Source organism: Streptomyces sp. NPDC086077 (genome assembly GCF_040686175.1).
Lineage (GTDB): Bacteria > Actinomycetota > Actinomycetes > Streptomycetales > Streptomycetaceae > Streptomyces.
Map to the genome: position 1 here is coordinate 1 of NZ_JBFBJT010000159.1, position 16,093 is coordinate 16,093.

Consider the following 16,093-nt stretch of genomic DNA (forward strand, 5'->3'; position numbering starts at 1 on the left):
GTCCAGCGAGCCCATCGTCGACCACGCCCCGATCTGGGTGCGGCACACGGACGGCGTGACCATCACGCAGTGGGACTACCCGCAGTGCGAGTCGCTCGGCCTGCTGAAGATGGACTTCCTCGGCCTGCGCAACCTGACGATCATGGACGACGCCGTCAAGATGGTGAAGTCCAACAAGGGCATCGACCTCGACCTGCTCTCCCTGCCGCTCGACGATCCGACGACCTTCGAACTCCTCCAGCGCGGCGACACCCTCGGCGTCTTCCAGTTCGACGGCGGCCCCATGCGCTCGCTGCTGCGCCTGATGAAGCCCGACAACTTCGAAGACATCTCCGCCGTGTCGGCGCTGTACCGTCCCGGCCCGATGGGCATGGACTCGCACACCAACTACGCGCTGCGCAAGAACAAGCTCCAGGAGATCACCCCGATCCACAAGGAGCTGGAGGAGCCCCTCGAAGAGGTCCTGGCCGTCACCTACGGCCTGATCGTCTACCAGGAGCAGGTGCAGAAGGCGGCCCAGATCATCGCCGGGTACTCGCTCGGCGAGGCCGACATCCTCCGCCGTGTGATGGGCAAGAAGAAGCCCGACGAACTGGCCAAGAACTTCGTGCTCTTCCAGAAGGGCGCCCGGGACAAGGGCTACAGCGACGAGGCCATCCAGGCCCTGTGGGACGTGCTGGTGCCCTTCGCCGGCTACGCGTTCAACAAGGCGCACTCCGCCGCGTACGGCCTGGTGTCGTACTGGACCGCCTACCTCAAGGCCAACCACCCCGCCGAGTACATGGCAGCCCTGCTGACCTCGGTCAAGGACGACAAGGACAAGTCGGCCGTCTACCTCAACGAGTGCCGCCGCATGGGCATCAGGGTGCTCCCCCCGAACGTCAACGAGTCGGTGCACAACTTCGCCGCCCAGGGCGACGACGTGATCCTCTTCGGCCTGGAGGCCGTGCGCAACGTCGGTACGAACGTCGTCGAGTCGATCATCAAGAGCCGCAAGGCCAAGGGCAGGTACGCGTCCTTCCCCGACTACCTCGACAAGGTCGACGCGACCGCGTGCAACAAGCGCACCACGGAGTCCCTGATCAAGGCGGGCGCGTTCGACAGCCTGGGGCACACCCGCAAGGGCCTCACCGCGCACTTCGAGCCGATGATCGACAACGTGGTCGCGGTCAAACGCAAGGAGGCCGAGGGTCAGTTCGACCTCTTCGGCGGCATGGGTGAGGAGGAGAGCGACGAGCCCGGCTTCGGACTCGACGTCGTCTTCACCGACGAGGAGTGGGACAAGACCTATCTGCTCGCCCAGGAGCGGGAGATGCTGGGTCTGTACGTCTCCGACCACCCGCTCTTCGGCCTGGAGCACGTGCTGTCCGACAAGGCCGACGCGGGTATCGCCCAACTCACCGGCGGTGAGCACGCGGACGGCGCGGTGGTCACCATCGGCGGCATCATCTCGGGCCTGCAGCGCAAGATGACCAAGCAGGGCAACGCCTGGGCGATCGCGACGGTCGAGGACCTCGCCGGATCCATCGAGTGCATGTTCTTCCCGGCGACGTACCAACTGGTGTCGACCCAACTGGTCGAGGACGCCGTGGTGTTCGTCAAGGGCCGCCTCGACAAGCGCGAGGACGTGCCGCGGCTGGTCGCGATGGAGCTGATGGTCCCCGACCTGTCCAACGCGGGCACCAACGCGCCCGTGGTGCTCACCATCCCGGCGGTGAAGGTCACTCCGCCGATGATCAGCCGGCTCGGCGAGATCCTCACCCACCACAAGGGCGACAGCGAGGTGCGGATCAAGCTCCAGGGGCCGACGAAGACGACCGTCCTGCGCTTGGACCGGCACCGGGTGAAGCCGGATCCCGCGTTGTTCGGCGATCTGAAGGTGCTGCTCGGGCCGTCCTGCCTGGCGGGCTGAGGTCCCCGTCCCGACGTGAGCGAGGGGCGCCTCCGATGCCGGACGCGCCCCTCGTCATCTGCCGGGGCCGCAACGACCCGCTGTCGGATGTCAGTTGTGGCCGAAACGCTTCTGCCGGCCCTTGCGGGCCACGTCTATCGGCGACGGCTGCGCGGCCTGCTGCTCCGACATCGGCTCCGCCGACTGCTGCTCCGGCTGCCGGGCGGCACGGCCGGTCTGCTGCTGCTTACGGTCACGGTTCTTGTTCTTGGCCATGGTGATCTGCCTCCTGAGGGGGATCTAGGGGCCAGGGCCGGGACCAGATTCACATATGCCGATAACGATCGCATGTCGGACAATTACCGTGTGTGACAGGGCTTGTCGGCGTGAGGGGGGAGCGCGAATCCCCGAAACGCCACGCCGAAGATCGAGTTCGGGCCGTTAACCCCCGCGTGGTCGGGCAGACTCGAAGGAAGCCCGAAGCAAACCTCCCGGGAAGAGGGTGAGTCGCGTGGACCGCTGCGTCGTCCTGGTGGACGCCGGGTATCTGCTGGGGGCCGCCGCCAGCCTCCTCGCCGGGGAGCCCTCACGGTCCCGGATCACCGTGGATCACACCGCCCTCATCCAGGGACTGCGAGAACGCGCCGAGTCCGACACGGAACGGCCACTGCTGCGCATCTACTGGTTCGACGGCGCCCCCGACCGCGTTCCGCAACCCGAGCACCGCCGACTGCGTGTGATGCCCCGGGTCACGGTCCGGCTCGGCGCGCTCACCCGCAGCGACGGCCGGTGGAACCAGAAGGGCGTCGACGCCGCGATGCACGCCGAGCTCACCGAGCTGGCACGCAACCGCGCCTGCTCCGACATCGTCCTGGTGACCGGCGACGGCGATCTGCTGCCGGGCATGATGGCCGCCAAGGAGCACGGGGTCGCCGTGCACCTGTGGGCCGTGCAGGCCGCCGACGGCGACTACAACCAGTCCGAGGACCTGGTCGCCGAGGCCGACGAGCGGCGCGTGCTCGACCGGACGTGGATCACCAAGGCCGTACGCGCCAAGGAACTGGGCGGGATCTGCGCACCGCCTCCCGTACCCCGGCCGGAGATCGCCGCGATCCTGTCCGCGCCGCTGCCCGACTCAACTCTCGCCCCCGCCACCGAGCGGCCCGCCGACGAGCCGCAGCGCACCGCACCGGCCGCCGCGCAGAACGGCGCCGAGGAGCGGGTCCCGGCGCCCAAGGGTGTCCCGACGCCCAAGGACCTGGCCGCGTTGCGCGCTCACGGCCCGCAGCCCCCGCAGCCCGCCACCGCGACCCTGCGCTGGTCCTCCGACAAGGGCTGGGTGGACCGTCCCGGCGTCGCCGCTGAGCCGCCCGAGGTCGCCTCGATGCCGACGCTGGCGCAGCTGACCACGGCGGAGCAGCGGTGGGCCGACCGGGAGGAGGACATCACGACCGTCGGCGGGGACCCGTACGAGGTCGGACAGGTGTTCGCCCGACGGTGGATGGCCCGGCTCGGCGACCAGGCCCACCTGCAGAAGCTGTCCGGGATGTACCCACGGATCCCGCACCGGATCGACGGGGAACTGCTGCGGTACGCCGCCCGCTTCGGGCTGCTCGCACACAAGGACGACCAGATCGACGAGCACGACCGGTACGCGATCCGGGCCGGTTTCTGGCGGGAGATCGACGTCCGTACGGCGGCCGAACCCGCCCCCGCCGTGGAGCAGTGAGCGCTGCCCGGGCGGCTCCGGCGCTGCCCGGCGCCGCCGTGCGCGCGTGCCGTTGCGGTGGGTTCGTGCTCAGAGGCGGTTTTCGTGGCGTAGGCCGACCCGGGAGCGTGCCGGGGGTGCGGACCCCGTAGGCTCGTCCCTTGTGAGTACGCGCGCGGCACAGGCCTTCCGGGACAGTGGTGAGGTCGTGTGTGCGGTGCGTGGGCTGACCAAGACCTATCCGGCTGTACGGGCCCGGCGCGGGACGCCCGCCACACCCGAGGTCCGGGCCACCGACGACGTGCGGCTCGATGTGCGCCAGGGCGAGATCTTCGGGCTGCTCGGGCCGAACGGCGCCGGCAAGTCCACCCTCGTCCGCCAGCTGACCGGCCTGATGCGGCCCGACAAGGGCAGTGTCGAGATCCTCGGCCACGACATCGTGCGCCACCCCGAGCGGGCCTCACGCATCCTCGCCTACCTCGGGCAGGAGTCCACCGCCCTCGACGAACTGACCGTGGCCCTCGCCGCCGAGACCACCGCGCGGCTGCGCGGACTGGACGCGCGGCCGGCACGGGCGGAGCGGGACGCCGTGCTGGAGGAGCTGGGGCTCACCGCGATCGCCGGGCGGCCGCTGAAGAAGCTCTCCGGCGGACAGCGGCGGCTGGCCTGCCTCGCCGCGGCGCTGGTGGGGGAGCGGCCGCTGCTCGTGCTGGACGAGCCCACCGCGGCGATGGACCCCGTGGCGCGGAGGGCCGTGTGGTCCGCGGTGGACCGGCGCCGGGCCGAGCGCGGCACGACCGTCGTGCTGGTCACCCACAACGTCATCGAGGCCGAGACCGTGCTCGACCGGGTCGCCGTCCTGGACCGGGGACGCGTGATCGCCTGCGACACGCCCTCCGGGCTGAAGGAGCAGGTCGCCGGTGAGGTGCGGGTCGATCTGGTGTGGCGCGAGCGGGCCCCGCTGGACGTGCCCGAGGTGGCCGCGCTGCGGGACCGGGTCGTGGAGTCCGGGCGGCGCTGGACGCTGCGGCTGGCCCCGGAGGAGGCCCGCGCGGTCGTCTCGACGGTCACCGGCGGGGCCGCCTTCGCCGCATTGGACGACTTCACCCTGACCACGCCGAGCCTGGAGGACGTGTACATGGCGCTCGGCGGGGCGGCGCGGCAGGGGCTGGTCAAGGCATGAGCGTGAGTCGTCGGGCCGTCGCATCCGTACGGAACGGGGGAAACGCCGGAGTGAAACCGCGGAAGGGGAGCAGCGCGACGTGAGTGTCGTACCCGCAGAAGTGCTGCCGGGCAGTGTCCTGGCCGCCGACGGAGCGGCCCGGGGCGCGGCCGAGCTCGCGCCGCCCGCGCGGCTGTGGCCGTCGCTGGCGGCCGTCTACCGGGCGCAGCTGTCCCGGGCGCGGGTGGCGCGGATCCCGCTGCTGTTCGTGGCGACCTTCCAGTCCGTCGGCATCATGATCATGATGCGGGGCGTGGTGGACGGCGGGGGCGAGGCGCAGGCCGTGGTGGCCGGGTCGTCGATCGTGGTCGTCGCGTTCGTCGCGCTGAACCTCCTCGCGCAGTACTTCGGGCAGCTCAGGGCCACCGGCGGGCTAGACCACTACGCCACGCTGCCGGTGCCGCCGGCCGCGGTGGTGCTGGGAGCCGCGGGGGCGTACGCGTCCTTCACCGTGCCGGGGACGCTGGTGACCGCCGTCTTCGGATGCGTGCTGTTCGGGCTGCCGATGGCCAACCTGTGGGTCCTGCTGGCCGTGATCCCGCTGGCCGGGGCCGCGCTGGCCGGGCTCGGGGCCGCCCTCGGGCTGCTCGCGCCGCGGCCGGAGCTGGCCACGCTGCTGGGGCAGCTCGGGATGTCGGCGGCGCTGCTGCTGGGCGTGCTGCCGCCGGACCGGATGCCGGAGATCGTGCGGTTCGCCCGGGACCTGTTGCCGTCGACGTACGGGGTGGAGGCGTACGCGCGGACCTTCGCCGCGCAGCCCGACTGGGCCCGGGTGGCCGCGGACCTCGCCGTGTGCGCCGGAGTCGGGGTGATCTCGCTGGCGGTCGCCACCTGGGCGTACCGCCGGGCCGCCGTCCGGTGACGCACGCCACGTACGGGCCTGGCACGATGTCAGGGTGACAGCACCGTTGACGCCACCACCGCCGCCGCATGAACAGTCCTCGCACCGTGCGGGGCCCCCGGCCGGGGCCGGACACGGTGCGGGTGGGCACGCTCACGCCGTCGCTCACGGAAGCGCCTACGGAAACGCCCAGGCAAGCAAGGGTGAGGACGGGCCCGGGATGAAGACCGAGCTGCGGGAGGCCACCGTGATCACGGTGGTCCTGGCGCTGTGCGGGGTGCTGCTCGGGGTGCTGTGGGACTGGCTGGCGCCACGAGTGCCGCTGGTCGGTGACGTGGTGAGCGGGACGTGGGTCGTCTACCTCAAGGACACCGAGGGGGAGCAGTCGATCGGGGTCGACGGAACGTTCACTCTGCTCGCGCTGGCGTTCGGTGCGGTGAGCGCGTTCGTGGTGTTCCTGGTGCGGCGGCGCGGGGGTGTGCCGCTCGTGGTCGCGCTGGGCCTCGGCGGGCTGCTCGGGTCGCTCCTCGCCTGGCGGCTGGGCGTATGGCTCGGGCCTGGGCAGGACGTGCTGGCGCACGCCAAGGACGTGGGCAAGGGGGTGACCTTCTCGGCGCCGCTGGAGCTGGCGGCGAAGGGGGCGCTGCTGGCCTGGTCGTTCTCGGGACTGCTGGTGCACCTGGGGCTGACGGCGTTGTTCGGGCCCCGGGATCCCGAGCCGGTGGGGTACGGGCCGCACGGAGAGGCCCGGTAGCCCTCACAGCCGGCCGGGCCGACCGTGAGAGGGCTGGGACACGACTCCGGCGGCCCCGGCGACGGGCGCCGACCCTTACGACGGACGCCGGCCATGGTTGGCCCGGCGTTTGCGAATGCGCCACTTGCGTTTCCGGGTCTTCTTCGACATGTCCTGTCTGCTTAACCGAGAAAGGACGTCCCGTCGAGAGGTCAGGCGCGGCCGATGGGGGCCAGGGTCGCCTCGGTGAGCCCGGCCAGGTCCTGTGGCGACAGCTCCACCTCCAGGCCGCGGCGGCCCGCCGAGACGCAGATCGTGGCGTGGGGGGCGGCCGAGCCGTCCAGGACGGTGGCGAGCTTCTTGCGCTGGCCGAGGGGCGAGATGCCGCCCCGGACGTAGCCCGTGGTGCGTTCCGCCAGGGCCGGGTCGGCCATCGCCGCCCTCTTGCCGCCCACCGCCGCCGCCAGCGCCTTCAGGTCCAGCGTGCCCGCCACCGGAACCACCGCGACCGTGAGGGTGCCGTCGACGTCCGCCACCAGCGTCTTGAAGACGCGGTCCGGTGAGACGCCCATCGCCTGTGCCGCCTCCTCGCCGTAGGAGGGGTGCGACGGGTCGTGGTCGTAGGAGTGGAGCGTGAAGTCCACGCCCGCCGCCGTCAGCGCCACCGTCGCGGGCGTGCCGCCGGACTGCTGGTTCTTCTTCGGCTTCTTCGCCATCCGGGCTGTTCCCCAGGTCGTTCGCAGATCAGTTCAGGCTCGTCGGTGCCCGCGTCAGCTCCGACGCCGGCAGTGACGGCAGCGTACGGATGATGGCCGTCTCGGAGCGAAGGAGTTTCAGCTCGTCGCGCAGCCGGGACGCGGTGTCCGGCGCCTGGAGCAGGCGCTGCTTGGTGGGGGTGTCCAGCATCACCGCGGCCGCCACCAGGTACGACACCACCGACGGCTCGTCCGGCAGGTCGCCGCCCGTCGACAGCGAGCGCTCGCGTGCCCCCGCCAGCCGCTTCTGGTACTGCCGGAACGCCCGCAGCACCCCCTCGGCCAGCGCCCCCGCCTCGTCGCCCGCCTCCTCCGGCAGCTCCTCCAGCTCCGCAGTGAGGAACGGCCCCGACGCGTCCACCGACAGCAGCCGCACCCGGGTCGTCCCGGTCGCCAGCACCTCGAACGTGCCGTCGGCCCGCTCCCGGATCGTCGCCGCGTCGGCCACGCAGCCCACGCCGTGGAACGCCTTGGCCGGATCGGCGCCGAAGCCGGCCGCCGAGCCCCGCTCGGGCACCACCGTCGGGTCGGGCAGGCCGGGCTCGCTGGCCGCGACCTCGTGGCCGTCGCGGATCGTCACGACGGCGAAGCGGCGCGGTTCGTCCTCGGGGGTCTTCAGAAGCGTGCGCATCATGGCGCGGTAGCGCTCCTCGAAGATGTTCAAGGGGAGCACCAGCCCCGGGAACAGCACTGTGTTCAGGGGGAAGAGCGGCAGCCGGACGGTGGTCACGACGCTAGAGCCTAATGGTCGCAGGACCGTACCCGTCCGCCCCGCCCACTCCCTGGGCATCGCGGAGCGCCCTAATTGCGCCGCAGCAGCCGTGTCGCCCCCGCCGCGACCGTCGTGGCGAGGATCCAGCCGAGCAGGACCAGAGCGGCGGCGAGCCACTGCCAGCCGCCGTCCAGATGCCAGAAACCCATCTGGCCCAGGTCGATCACCGGCAGCAGCAGGTCGAGGGCGAACAGGGCGGGGTTCCACGGCGGCTCGCCGGTGCTGGTGCCGCTCCGGGGCCGCCCGGCGGACGCGAAGGCCAGCGAGCCCGCCGCCCACAGCACCGCCATCCACACCGCGGCCCGCCCCGGCCGGTACCCGTAGGCCACCGCCAGGTCCTGCGCGTACCCCCAGAGCTTCCCGGTCGGCGGCAGGGTCTCGCGGCGGCGGCGGTGCTTTGCGAGCAGCACCTCGCGCGCGTCCTCGTCCTCGCCGCTCGCGCGCAGCACGGCGGCGAGCCGCTCGTACGGCTCCGGGTGGTACTCGGCCGTCGCCGCGGCCACCCAGGCCAGCCGCCGGGCCAGCGGGAACGACCCCTGGGGCACCAGGTTCTCGTAGACGAAGCCCCGCATGGCCAGATTGCCGATGCCGGGCCAGCTGCCCGCCCGGTCGACCAGGTTGATCGTCCGCGCGCCGGACAGCACCACCTTCCCGCGCTGCGGCCGCTCGCCGAGAAAGCGCAGCTCGGGGGCCTGCACCCGGCGCAGGGACAGTTCCTGGTCGTCGGTGAAGGTGAACCGGGCGCGTTCCAGGTCGACCGCGTCCCCGAACCGGCCGTCGTCGAGGCGCACCCCGCCCTGGCACTCGAAGTGCTGGATCCGGGTCCCGCGCGCGGGTGTGCGTCCGGCCAGCTGCGGACCGCCGACGCCCGCCGGGGAGAGGTACAGCGTGCGCCCCACGGTCAGCTGCGGGGCGTTCAGCGCCTGCCGGGTGTACGGGTTGTGCAGCCGGGCCCCGCGCAGGCTGAGCGAGACGCCCACGTTCGCACTGCGCAGGCTCAGCTCGCCGTGCGACTCCAGCATCTCGGCCTGGAGGTCCTGGCCGACGGTGATGCCGTCCGCGGAGATCGAGCGGCCGGTGCGATCCCGGTGCACGACGGCCTGGTTGAGCAGCAGGTCCGTGCCGATGTGCGCGTCGGTCAGCCGGACGCCGCCCAGGAACCGGCAGCGCGGCAGGTGCAGATCACCCTCGGTGTTCACCCGGGCGGCCTCCAGCCGCGGTACCGAGCAGTTCACCAGCCGTACGGTCCTGAACCGGGCCTCCGGCATCAATATCTCCCGCTCGAAGCGGCAGCTCCGCAGCTCGACGTACGGCACCACCGCGCCGCCCGCGAGGTCGAGGCTGCCGCTGATCTGCACGCCGGTCAGCTTCAGTGCGGACACCCGGCCCGCCAGGGCGGGCGGCCCGTCCAGGAGCAGCCAGCACACGATGCGCGCCCGCACGGTCCGTCCGGGCCCCCAGGGGTGCCGGCCGTGCGGATCGTCCACCACGGTGTCCCCGCTGCTCAGGTCGTAGACGCTGCCGTTGCGGAAGGCCTGCCACATACCGGCCTCGGCGGCGTTCAGATCGTCCGGCAGTTCCCCGTCCCGGAGGCCGGTACCGTCGGTCACGGTGTTCCCTCCCTCCCCTGCTACTCATGGGTTTCGTACTGCCGTTCATGCCCGCTGGGTGACGCGCCGAACACGCCGGGTGAAGGTGATCTGCCCGGTGGTGGCATGCAGCGTGAGCGGGGTCTCGTATCAGCCATTGATACGCGCGGACGGCGCCCCGTCCGGGTCTGCGAGAATTGGGTGTGTGATCTCCCGAATCGATCTGCGCGGCGACGCCCTCCCGGAGGGTCCCGCCCTGCGCGACCTGCTGCCCCGAGCCGACTTCGACGTTGCGGCCGCCCTGGAGAAGGTGCGTCCGATCTGCGAGGCCGTGCATCATCGGGGCGACGCGGCGCTGATCGACTTCGCCGAGAAGTTCGACGGCGTCAAGCTCGACCGGGTGCGGGTGCCCGCCGCGGCCCTCGCCCGCGCGCTGGAGGAGCTCGATCCGGCCGTGCGCGTGGCCCTGGAGGAGTCCATCCGGCGGGCCCGCCTCGTCCACCGTGAGCAGCGCCGCACCAGCCACACCACCAAGGTCGTGCCCGGCGGTTCGGTCACCGAGAAGTGGGTGCCGGTCGAGCGCGTCGGCCTGTACGCGCCGGGTGGCCGCTCGGTCTACCCGTCGTCCGTGGTCATGAACGTCGTGCCCGCCCAGGAGGCCGGCGTCGAGTCGATCGCGCTCGCCTCCCCGGCGCAGGCGGAGTTCGGCGGGCTGCCGCACCCCACCATCCTCGCCGCGTGCGCCCTGCTCGGCGTGGACGAGGTGTACGCCGCCGGCGGCGCGACGGCCGTGGCGATGTTCGCCTACGGCACCGAGTCCTGCCCGCCCGCCAACATGGTCACCGGCCCGGGCAACATCTGGGTCGCCGCGGCCAAGCGCTTCTTCACCGGCAGGATCGGCATCGACGCCGAGGCCGGCCCGACCGAGATCGCCGTGCTGGCCGACGCCACCGCCGACCCGGTGCACATCGCCTCCGACCTGATCAGCCAGGCCGAGCACGACCCGCTGGCGGCGGCGGTGCTGGTCACCGACTCCGCCGAGCTGGCCGACGCGGTGGAGCGCGAGCTGGAGCCGCAGGTCGCGGCCACCAAGCACATCGACGACCGGATCGTCCCGGCCCTCAAGGGCAGGCAGTCCGCGATCGTCCTGGTCGACGGCGTCGACGAGGGCCTGCGGGTGGTCGACGCCTACGGCGCCGAGCACCTGGAGATCCAGACGGCCGACGCCGCCGCGGTGGCCGAACGGGTCCGCAACGCCGGCGCGATCTTCGTCGGCCCCTGGGCACCGGTCTCGCTCGGCGACTACGCGGCCGGGTCCAACCACGTCCTGCCCACCGGCGGCTGCGCCTGCCACTCCTCGGGCCTGTCCGTGCAGTCCTTCCTGCGCGGTATCCACATCGTCGACTACACGCGGGACGCGCTGGCCGAGGTCGCGCACCACGTGGTGACGCTGGCGGAGGCGGAGGACCTGCCCGCGCACGGCGCGGCGATCAAGGCCCGGTTCGACTGGAAGGTACCCGCGGGCAAGTGACTGGCATCGACGATCTCCCCGTACGGGACGAGCTGCGCGGCAAGTCCCCCTACGGCGCGCCCCAACTGGACGTGCCCGTGCGGCTGAACACCAACGAGAACCCCTACCCCCTGCCCGAGCCGCTGGTCGAACGGATCGCCGAGCGGGTCCGCGAGGCGGCCCGGAACCTCAACCGCTACCCCGACCGCGACGCGGTCGAGCTGCGCACCCGGCTCGCCGCCTACCTGACCACGACCTCGGGACACCGGGTCGGTCCCGCCAACGTCTGGGCGGCCAACGGCTCCAACGAGGTCATCCAGCAGTTGCTGCAGACATTCGGCGGACCGGGCCGCACGGCCCTCGGCTTCGAGCCGTCGTACTCGATGCACGGCCTCATCGCGCGCGGGACGGGCACCGGCTGGATCTCCGGTCCACGGCAGGCCGACTTCTCCATCGACGCCGCGGCCGCCGAGCGGGCGATCGCCGAGCACCGGCCCGACGTCGTCTTCGTCACCACCCCCAACAACCCCACCGGCAACGCGGTCCCGCGCGAGACGGTGGTGGCCCTCTACGAGGCCGCACAGGCGGCGAAGCCGTCGATGGTGGTCGTGGACGAGGCGTACGTCGAGTTCAGCCACGGCGCCTCGCTGCTGCCGCTGCTGGAGGGCCGCCCGCATCTGGTGATCTCCCGGACCATGTCCAAGGCCTTCGGCGCGGCCGGCCTGCGCCTCGGCTATCTGGCCGCGGCCCCGGCCGTCGTCGACGCCGTGCAACTCGTACGGCTGCCTTACCACCTGTCGGCGGTCACCCAGGCGACCGCCCTCGCCGCCCTGGAGCACACCGGCACACTGCTCGGATACGTCGAGCAGCTGAAGGCCGAGCGGGACCGGCTGGTCGCCGAGCTGCGCGCGATCGGCTACGACGTCACCGAGTCGGACGCCAACTTCGTGCAGTTCGGCCGGTTCGCCGACGCCCACGAGGCCTGGAAGAAGATCCTCGACCGGGGCGTCCTGGTCCGGGACAACGGCGTACCGGGGTGGCTGCGGGTCACCGCCGGGACGCCGGACGAGAACGACGCGTTCCTCGACGCGGTCCGTGAGTTGAAGAAGGAGCAGAGTTCATGAGCCGCGTGGGACGCGTGCAGCGCACGACCAAAGAGACATCGGTCGTCGTCGAGATCGACCTCGACGGCACCGGCAAGGTCGACGTGTCGACCGGGGTCGGCTTCTACGACCACATGCTCGACCAGCTCGGCCGGCACGGTCTGTTCGACCTGACCGTGAAGACCGAGGGCGACCTCCACATCGACTCGCACCACACCATCGAGGACACCGCCCTCGCGCTGGGCGCCGCCTTCAAACAGGCGCTCGGCGACAAGGTGGGGATCTACCGCTTCGGCAACTGCACGGTCCCCCTCGACGAGTCCCTCGCCCAGGTCACCGTCGACCTCTCCGGCCGCCCCTACCTCGTGCACACCGAGCCGGAGAAGATGGCGCCGATGATCGGCGAGTACGACACGACGATGACCCGGCACATCCTGGAGTCGTTCGTCGCCCAGGCGCAGATCGCGCTCCACGTGCACGTGCCCTACGGGCGCAACGCGCACCACATCGTGGAGTGCCAGTTCAAGGCGCTGGCCCGGGCCCTGCGCTACGCCTGCGAGCGCGACCCGCGCGCGGCCGGCATCCTCCCGTCGACGAAGGGCGCGCTGTGACCGGCACCTCCACGCTGCTGATCGTCGTCGGCCTCTTCCTGGTCGGCGGCATCGTCTCCTTCGTCAAGCAGCAGATGCCCAAGGGCCTGATCGTGCTGCTCTCCATCGGCGCCGCGATGTGCCTGGTCGCGGGCGTCCTGCGGTTGGAGGTGTGGAATTGACCGCCCCCAGGAGCGTCGTCGTCTTCGACTACGGCTTCGGCAACGTGAGGTCGGCCGAGCGCGCCCTCGCGCGCGTGGGAGCCGACGTCGAGATAACGCGTGACTTCGACAAGGCCATGAACGCCGACGGCCTGCTGGTGCCGGGCGTCGGCGCCTTCGCCGCCTGCATGACCGGCCTGCGCGAGGCCCGCGGCGACTGGATCGTCGACCGGCGGCTGGCCGGCGGGCGCCCCGTGATGGGTATCTGTGTGGGCATGCAGATCCTCTTCGCCCGGGGCATCGAGCACGGCGTCGAGACCGAGGGCCTCGACGAGTGGCCCGGCGCGGTCGAGCCGCTGCAGGCCGAGATCGTGCCGCACATGGGCTGGAACACCGTGGAGGCACCGGCCGGCTCCGAGCTGTTCGCCGGCCTGGACGCCGACGCCCGCTTCTACTTCGTGCACTCCTACGCCGTCCAGGACTGGAGGCTGGAGACGGCGAACCCGGCGATGCGCGCACCGCTCGTCACCTGGTCCACGCACGGCAAGCCCTTCGTGGCCGCCGTGGAGAACGGCGCCCTGTGGGCCACGCAGTTCCACCCCGAGAAGTCCGGCGACGCCGGCGCGCAGCTGCTCACCAACTGGATCGGAACCCTGTAGAGACATGGCCAAGCTCGAACTCCTCCCCGCCGTCGACGTCCGCGACGGTCAGGCCGTCCGCCTCGTGCACGGCGAGTCCGGCACGGAGACCTCGTACGGCGCCCCGCTGGAGGCCGCCCTGGCCTGGCAGCGGGCGGGCGCCGAGTGGCTGCACCTGGTCGACCTGGACGCCGCCTTCGGCACCGGCGACAACCGCGCGCTGATCGCCGAGGTCACCGGGGCGATGGACATCAAGGTGGAGCTGTCCGGCGGCATCCGCGACGACGACACCCTCGCCGCGGCCCTCGCCACCGGCTGCACCCGCGTGAACCTCGGCACGGCGGCCCTGGAGACCCCCGAGTGGGTCGCCAAGGTCATCGCCGAGCACGGCGACAAGATCGCGGTCGGTCTCGACGTCCGCGGCACGACGCTGCGCGGCCGCGGCTGGACCCGCGACGGCGGCGACCTCTACGAGACGCTGGAGCGCCTCAACAAGGAGGGCTGCGCGCGGTACGTCGTCACCGACATCGCCAAGGACGGCACGCTCCAGGGTCCGAACCTGGAGCTGCTGAAGAACGTCTGCGCGGCGACCGACCGCCCTGTCGTGGCCTCCGGCGGCGTGTCCTCGCTGGACGACCTGCGGGCGATCGCCGGGCTCGTGCCCCTCGGTGTCGAGGGCTCCATCGTCGGGAAGGCGCTGTACGCCAAGGCGTTCACCCTGGAAGAGGCCCTGGAGGCCACCTCTTGAAACCGGAGGCCACCTCTTGAAGAAGGACACAGTGTCATGACGTCCGATGCCGTGCGGCGGGTGCAGAGCGGGAGTCCCTGGGAGGAGTCCTTCGGTTTCGCACGCGCCGTCGCGGCGGGTGACCGGGTGCTGGTGGGAGGCACGACGTCCTTCAAGGGCGATGTGCTGTACGGCGAGGGCGACCCCTACGAACAGGCCAAGGTGGCCTTCACCAGCGCGATCGAGGCGATCGGCGAGTTCGGACTCGGGGTCGGGTCCGTGATCCGCACCCGGATGTACCTGACGCATCCGCGGGACGTGGACGAGGTGGGCCGCGCCCACAAGGAACTCTTCGACACGGTGCGGCCGGTGTCCACCCTCCTCGTGGTGGAGGGCTTCGTGGACCCGCGCATCCTGGTCGAAGTCGAAGTAGAGGCATGCAGAGGAGCCGAGCAGTCATGACCCTGGCGGTCCGAGTCATCCCCTGCCTGGACGTGGACAACGGCCGGGTCGTCAAGGGCGTCAACTTCCAGAACCTGCGCGACGCGGGCGACCCCGTCGAGATGGCCAAGGTGTACGACGCCGAGGGCGCCGACGAGCTGACGTTCCTGGACATCACCGCGTCCTCCGGCAACCGGGAGACCACCTACGACGTGGTGCGCCGCACCGCCGAGCAGGTCTTCATCCCGCTGACGGTCGGCGGTGGCGTGCGCACCGCCGAGGACGTGGACCGGCTGCTGCGGGCGGGCGCCGACAAGGTGGGCGTCAACACCGCCGCCATCGCGCGGCCCGACCTGATCCGCGAGATCGCCGAGCGCTTCGGCCGCCAGGTGCTGGTCCTGTCGGTCGACGCCCGCCGCACCGCCTCGGGCTCCTTCGAGGTCACCACCCACGGCGGTCGCCAGGGCACCGGCATCGACGCCGTCGAGTGGGCGCACCGGGCCGCCGAGCTCGGGGCCGGCGAGATCCTGCTCAACTCGATGGACGCGGACGGCACCAAGGACGGCTACGACCTGGAGATGATCGCCGCGGTCCGCAAGCACGTCACCGTGCCGGTGATCGCCTCCGGCGGCGCGGGCAGGCTGGCCGACTTCCCGCCGGCCATCGGGGCGGGCGCGGACGCCGTCCTCGCGGCCTCGGTGTTCCACTTCGGCGATCTGCGGATCGGCGAGGTCAAGGAGACGCTGCGGACGGCGGGCCACCCCGTACGGTGAGCCCGGCCGCCGGTCCCGCTTCTCAGATGCCGAGCTGCCTGCTCTCCTCCAGCTTCGTGATCGCGTCCGCGTCGCCGTCGACGTCCACCTTGGCGGCGTTCTGCCGGCCGTAGAGGAACAGCAGCAGCTCCGACGGCTCACCCGTCACCGTGACGACCGGGGTGCCGCGGTGGGCGACCGTCGTCTGACCGTCGGGACGGCGCAGCACCAGGCCCGTGGGGACCGCGCGGCCCATCAGCCGGGCGGTGCGCTCCAGCCGGGACCACAGGGCGTCCTGGAAGACCGGGTCGAGCTCGCGGGACGTCCAGTCGGCCTGGGCGCGGCGGACGTCCTCGGCGTGGACGTAGAACTCGATGGTGTTCGACATCTCGTCGATCTGCTTGAGCTGGAAGGGTGAGAAGCGCGGCGGGCCGGAGCGGATGAGCTGGATCAGCTCCTCGTACGGCTTGTCCGTGTACTCCTCCATCACCTTCTCCAGGCGGGGCGCGAGCTGCTTGATCACCAGGCCGCCGGCGGCGTCCGGGCGGCGCTCGCGCACGACCACGTGCGCTGCCAGGTCCCGGGTCAGCCAGCCCTCGCACAGGGTGGTGGCGTCCGGACCGGCGGTCTCCAAGAGGTCGGCGAGGAGAAGCCGTTCAC

At 71.8% G+C, this 16,093-nt stretch carries 18 protein-coding genes; 13 read left to right on the top strand and 5 right to left on the bottom strand.

From position 1 onward, the window contains the following. Nucleotides 1-1,912 (top strand): DNA polymerase III subunit alpha (gene dnaE, locus AB0O67_RS31355; protein ID WP_365457406.1); only part of this gene is annotated, 1,912 nt, incomplete at its 5' end. A 90-nt stretch (nucleotides 1,913-2,002) separates the two neighbouring features. Here the strand turns inward: dnaE and AB0O67_RS31360 are convergent. Further along, complete coding sequence (locus AB0O67_RS31360) at nucleotides 2,003-2,167, bottom strand: hypothetical protein (RefSeq protein ID WP_365457409.1); 165 nt, start codon at nucleotides 2,165-2,167, stop codon at nucleotides 2,003-2,005. Between the two features lie 235 nt (nucleotides 2,168-2,402). On the opposite strand from AB0O67_RS31360, the gene AB0O67_RS31365 reads away from it, so the two are divergent. The 4 genes from AB0O67_RS31365 to AB0O67_RS31380 all read left to right on the top strand — a co-directional run bounded on the left by AB0O67_RS31365 (nucleotide 2,403) and on the right by AB0O67_RS31380 (nucleotide 6,416). Beyond that, a complete protein-coding gene (locus AB0O67_RS31365) occupies nucleotides 2,403-3,620 on the top strand; it encodes an NYN domain-containing protein (RefSeq protein ID WP_365457412.1) in 1,218 nt (405 codons plus the stop codon). A 187-nt stretch (nucleotides 3,621-3,807) separates the two neighbouring features. After that, complete coding sequence (locus AB0O67_RS31370) at nucleotides 3,808-4,782, top strand: ABC transporter ATP-binding protein (RefSeq protein ID WP_365457457.1); 975 nt, start codon at nucleotides 3,808-3,810, stop codon at nucleotides 4,780-4,782. A gap of 79 nt (nucleotides 4,783-4,861) precedes the next feature. Beyond that, complete coding sequence (locus AB0O67_RS31375) at nucleotides 4,862-5,683, top strand: ABC transporter permease (protein ID WP_365457415.1); 822 nt, start codon at nucleotides 4,862-4,864, stop codon at nucleotides 5,681-5,683. Nucleotides 5,684-5,717: 34 nt separating this feature from the next. After that, on the top strand, nucleotides 5,718-6,416 hold the full coding sequence (locus tag AB0O67_RS31380) for an AAA family ATPase (protein WP_365457418.1): 699 nt from the start codon (nucleotides 5,718-5,720) through the stop codon (nucleotides 6,414-6,416). 191 nt (nucleotides 6,417-6,607) lie between these two features. Here the strand turns inward: AB0O67_RS31380 and ybaK are convergent, their stop codons facing one another. The 3 genes from ybaK to AB0O67_RS31395 form a co-directional block, all read right to left on the bottom strand. Next, nucleotides 6,608-7,111, bottom strand: a complete 504-nt coding sequence (gene ybaK, locus AB0O67_RS31385; RefSeq protein WP_365457421.1) for a Cys-tRNA(Pro) deacylase — start codon at nucleotides 7,109-7,111, stop codon at nucleotides 6,608-6,610. Nucleotides 7,112-7,139: 28 nt separating this feature from the next. Further along, a complete protein-coding gene (locus AB0O67_RS31390; protein WP_365457424.1) occupies nucleotides 7,140-7,880 on the bottom strand; it encodes an LON peptidase substrate-binding domain-containing protein in 741 nt (246 codons plus the stop codon). Nucleotides 7,881-7,951: 71 nt separating this feature from the next. Next, nucleotides 7,952-9,532 carry an oxidoreductase gene (locus tag AB0O67_RS31395; RefSeq protein ID WP_365457427.1) on the bottom strand — a complete coding sequence of 527 codons (1,581 nt, stop codon included), beginning with the start codon at nucleotides 9,530-9,532 and terminating at the stop codon, nucleotides 7,952-7,954. A 184-nt stretch (nucleotides 9,533-9,716) separates the two neighbouring features. Between AB0O67_RS31395 and hisD the strand changes: the two genes are divergently transcribed. From hisD to hisF, 8 genes are read left to right on the top strand one after another with little or no spacing between them, the layout of a single operon-like run. Then, a complete protein-coding gene (gene hisD, locus AB0O67_RS31400) occupies nucleotides 9,717-11,042 on the top strand; it encodes a histidinol dehydrogenase (protein WP_365457430.1) in 1,326 nt (441 codons plus the stop codon). Further along, on the top strand, nucleotides 11,039-12,145 hold the full coding sequence (locus AB0O67_RS31405) for a histidinol-phosphate transaminase (protein WP_365457433.1): 1,107 nt from the start codon (nucleotides 11,039-11,041) through the stop codon (nucleotides 12,143-12,145). Before hisD ends, AB0O67_RS31405 begins: the two co-directional genes overlap by 4 nt. Then, nucleotides 12,142-12,735, top strand: a complete 594-nt coding sequence (gene hisB, locus AB0O67_RS31410; RefSeq protein ID WP_365457436.1) for an imidazoleglycerol-phosphate dehydratase HisB — start codon at nucleotides 12,142-12,144, stop codon at nucleotides 12,733-12,735. The genes AB0O67_RS31405 and hisB overlap by 4 nt, the downstream gene beginning before the upstream one ends. After that, a complete protein-coding gene (locus tag AB0O67_RS31415; protein ID WP_365457439.1) occupies nucleotides 12,732-12,896 on the top strand; it encodes a hypothetical protein in 165 nt (54 codons plus the stop codon). The genes hisB and AB0O67_RS31415 overlap by 4 nt, the downstream gene beginning before the upstream one ends. Next, nucleotides 12,887-13,534 (top strand): imidazole glycerol phosphate synthase subunit HisH, encoded by a 648-nt coding sequence (gene hisH / locus AB0O67_RS31420; RefSeq protein WP_365457442.1) that lies wholly within the window; start codon nucleotides 12,887-12,889, stop codon nucleotides 13,532-13,534. The genes AB0O67_RS31415 and hisH overlap by 10 nt, the downstream gene beginning before the upstream one ends. A 4-nt stretch (nucleotides 13,535-13,538) precedes the next feature. After that, entirely contained in the window at nucleotides 13,539-14,261 is a 723-nt protein-coding gene (gene priA, locus AB0O67_RS31425) for a bifunctional 1-(5-phosphoribosyl)-5-((5-phosphoribosylamino)methylideneamino)imidazole-4-carboxamide isomerase/phosphoribosylanthranilate isomerase PriA (protein WP_365457445.1), read from the top strand. 36 nt (nucleotides 14,262-14,297) lie between these two features. Next, nucleotides 14,298-14,702 (top strand): RidA family protein, encoded by a 405-nt coding sequence (locus tag AB0O67_RS31430; RefSeq protein ID WP_365457448.1) that lies wholly within the window; start codon nucleotides 14,298-14,300, stop codon nucleotides 14,700-14,702. Next, on the top strand, nucleotides 14,699-15,454 hold the full coding sequence (hisF, locus tag AB0O67_RS31435) for an imidazole glycerol phosphate synthase subunit HisF (protein WP_365457451.1): 756 nt from the start codon (nucleotides 14,699-14,701) through the stop codon (nucleotides 15,452-15,454). Before AB0O67_RS31430 ends, hisF begins: the two co-directional genes overlap by 4 nt. Nucleotides 15,455-15,476: 22 nt before the next feature. On the opposite strand, the gene AB0O67_RS31440 is transcribed toward hisF, so the two are convergent. After that, a partial coding sequence (locus tag AB0O67_RS31440; RefSeq protein WP_365457454.1) for a TIGR03085 family metal-binding protein occupies nucleotides 15,477-16,093 on the bottom strand: 617 nt, incomplete at its 5' end.

What these genes read in the sequence shown, in the direction of transcription:
- priA (WP_365457445.1), top strand. Translation starts at nt 13,539, where the DNA reads ATGGCCAAGCTCGAACTCCTCCCCGCCGTCGACGTCCGCGACGGTCAG.
- AB0O67_RS31360 (WP_365457409.1), bottom strand. Translation starts at nt 2,167, where the DNA reads ATGGCCAAGAACAAGAACCGTGACCGTAAGCAGCAGCAGACCGGCCGT.
- hisF (WP_365457451.1), top strand. Translation starts at nt 14,699, where the DNA reads ATGACCCTGGCGGTCCGAGTCATCCCCTGCCTGGACGTGGACAACGGC.
- ybaK (WP_365457421.1), bottom strand. Translation starts at nt 7,111, where the DNA reads ATGGCGAAGAAGCCGAAGAAGAACCAGCAGTCCGGCGGCACGCCCGCG.
- AB0O67_RS31430 (WP_365457448.1), top strand. Translation starts at nt 14,298, where the DNA reads ATGACGTCCGATGCCGTGCGGCGGGTGCAGAGCGGGAGTCCCTGGGAG.
- hisB (WP_365457436.1), top strand. Translation starts at nt 12,142, where the DNA reads ATGAGCCGCGTGGGACGCGTGCAGCGCACGACCAAAGAGACATCGGTC.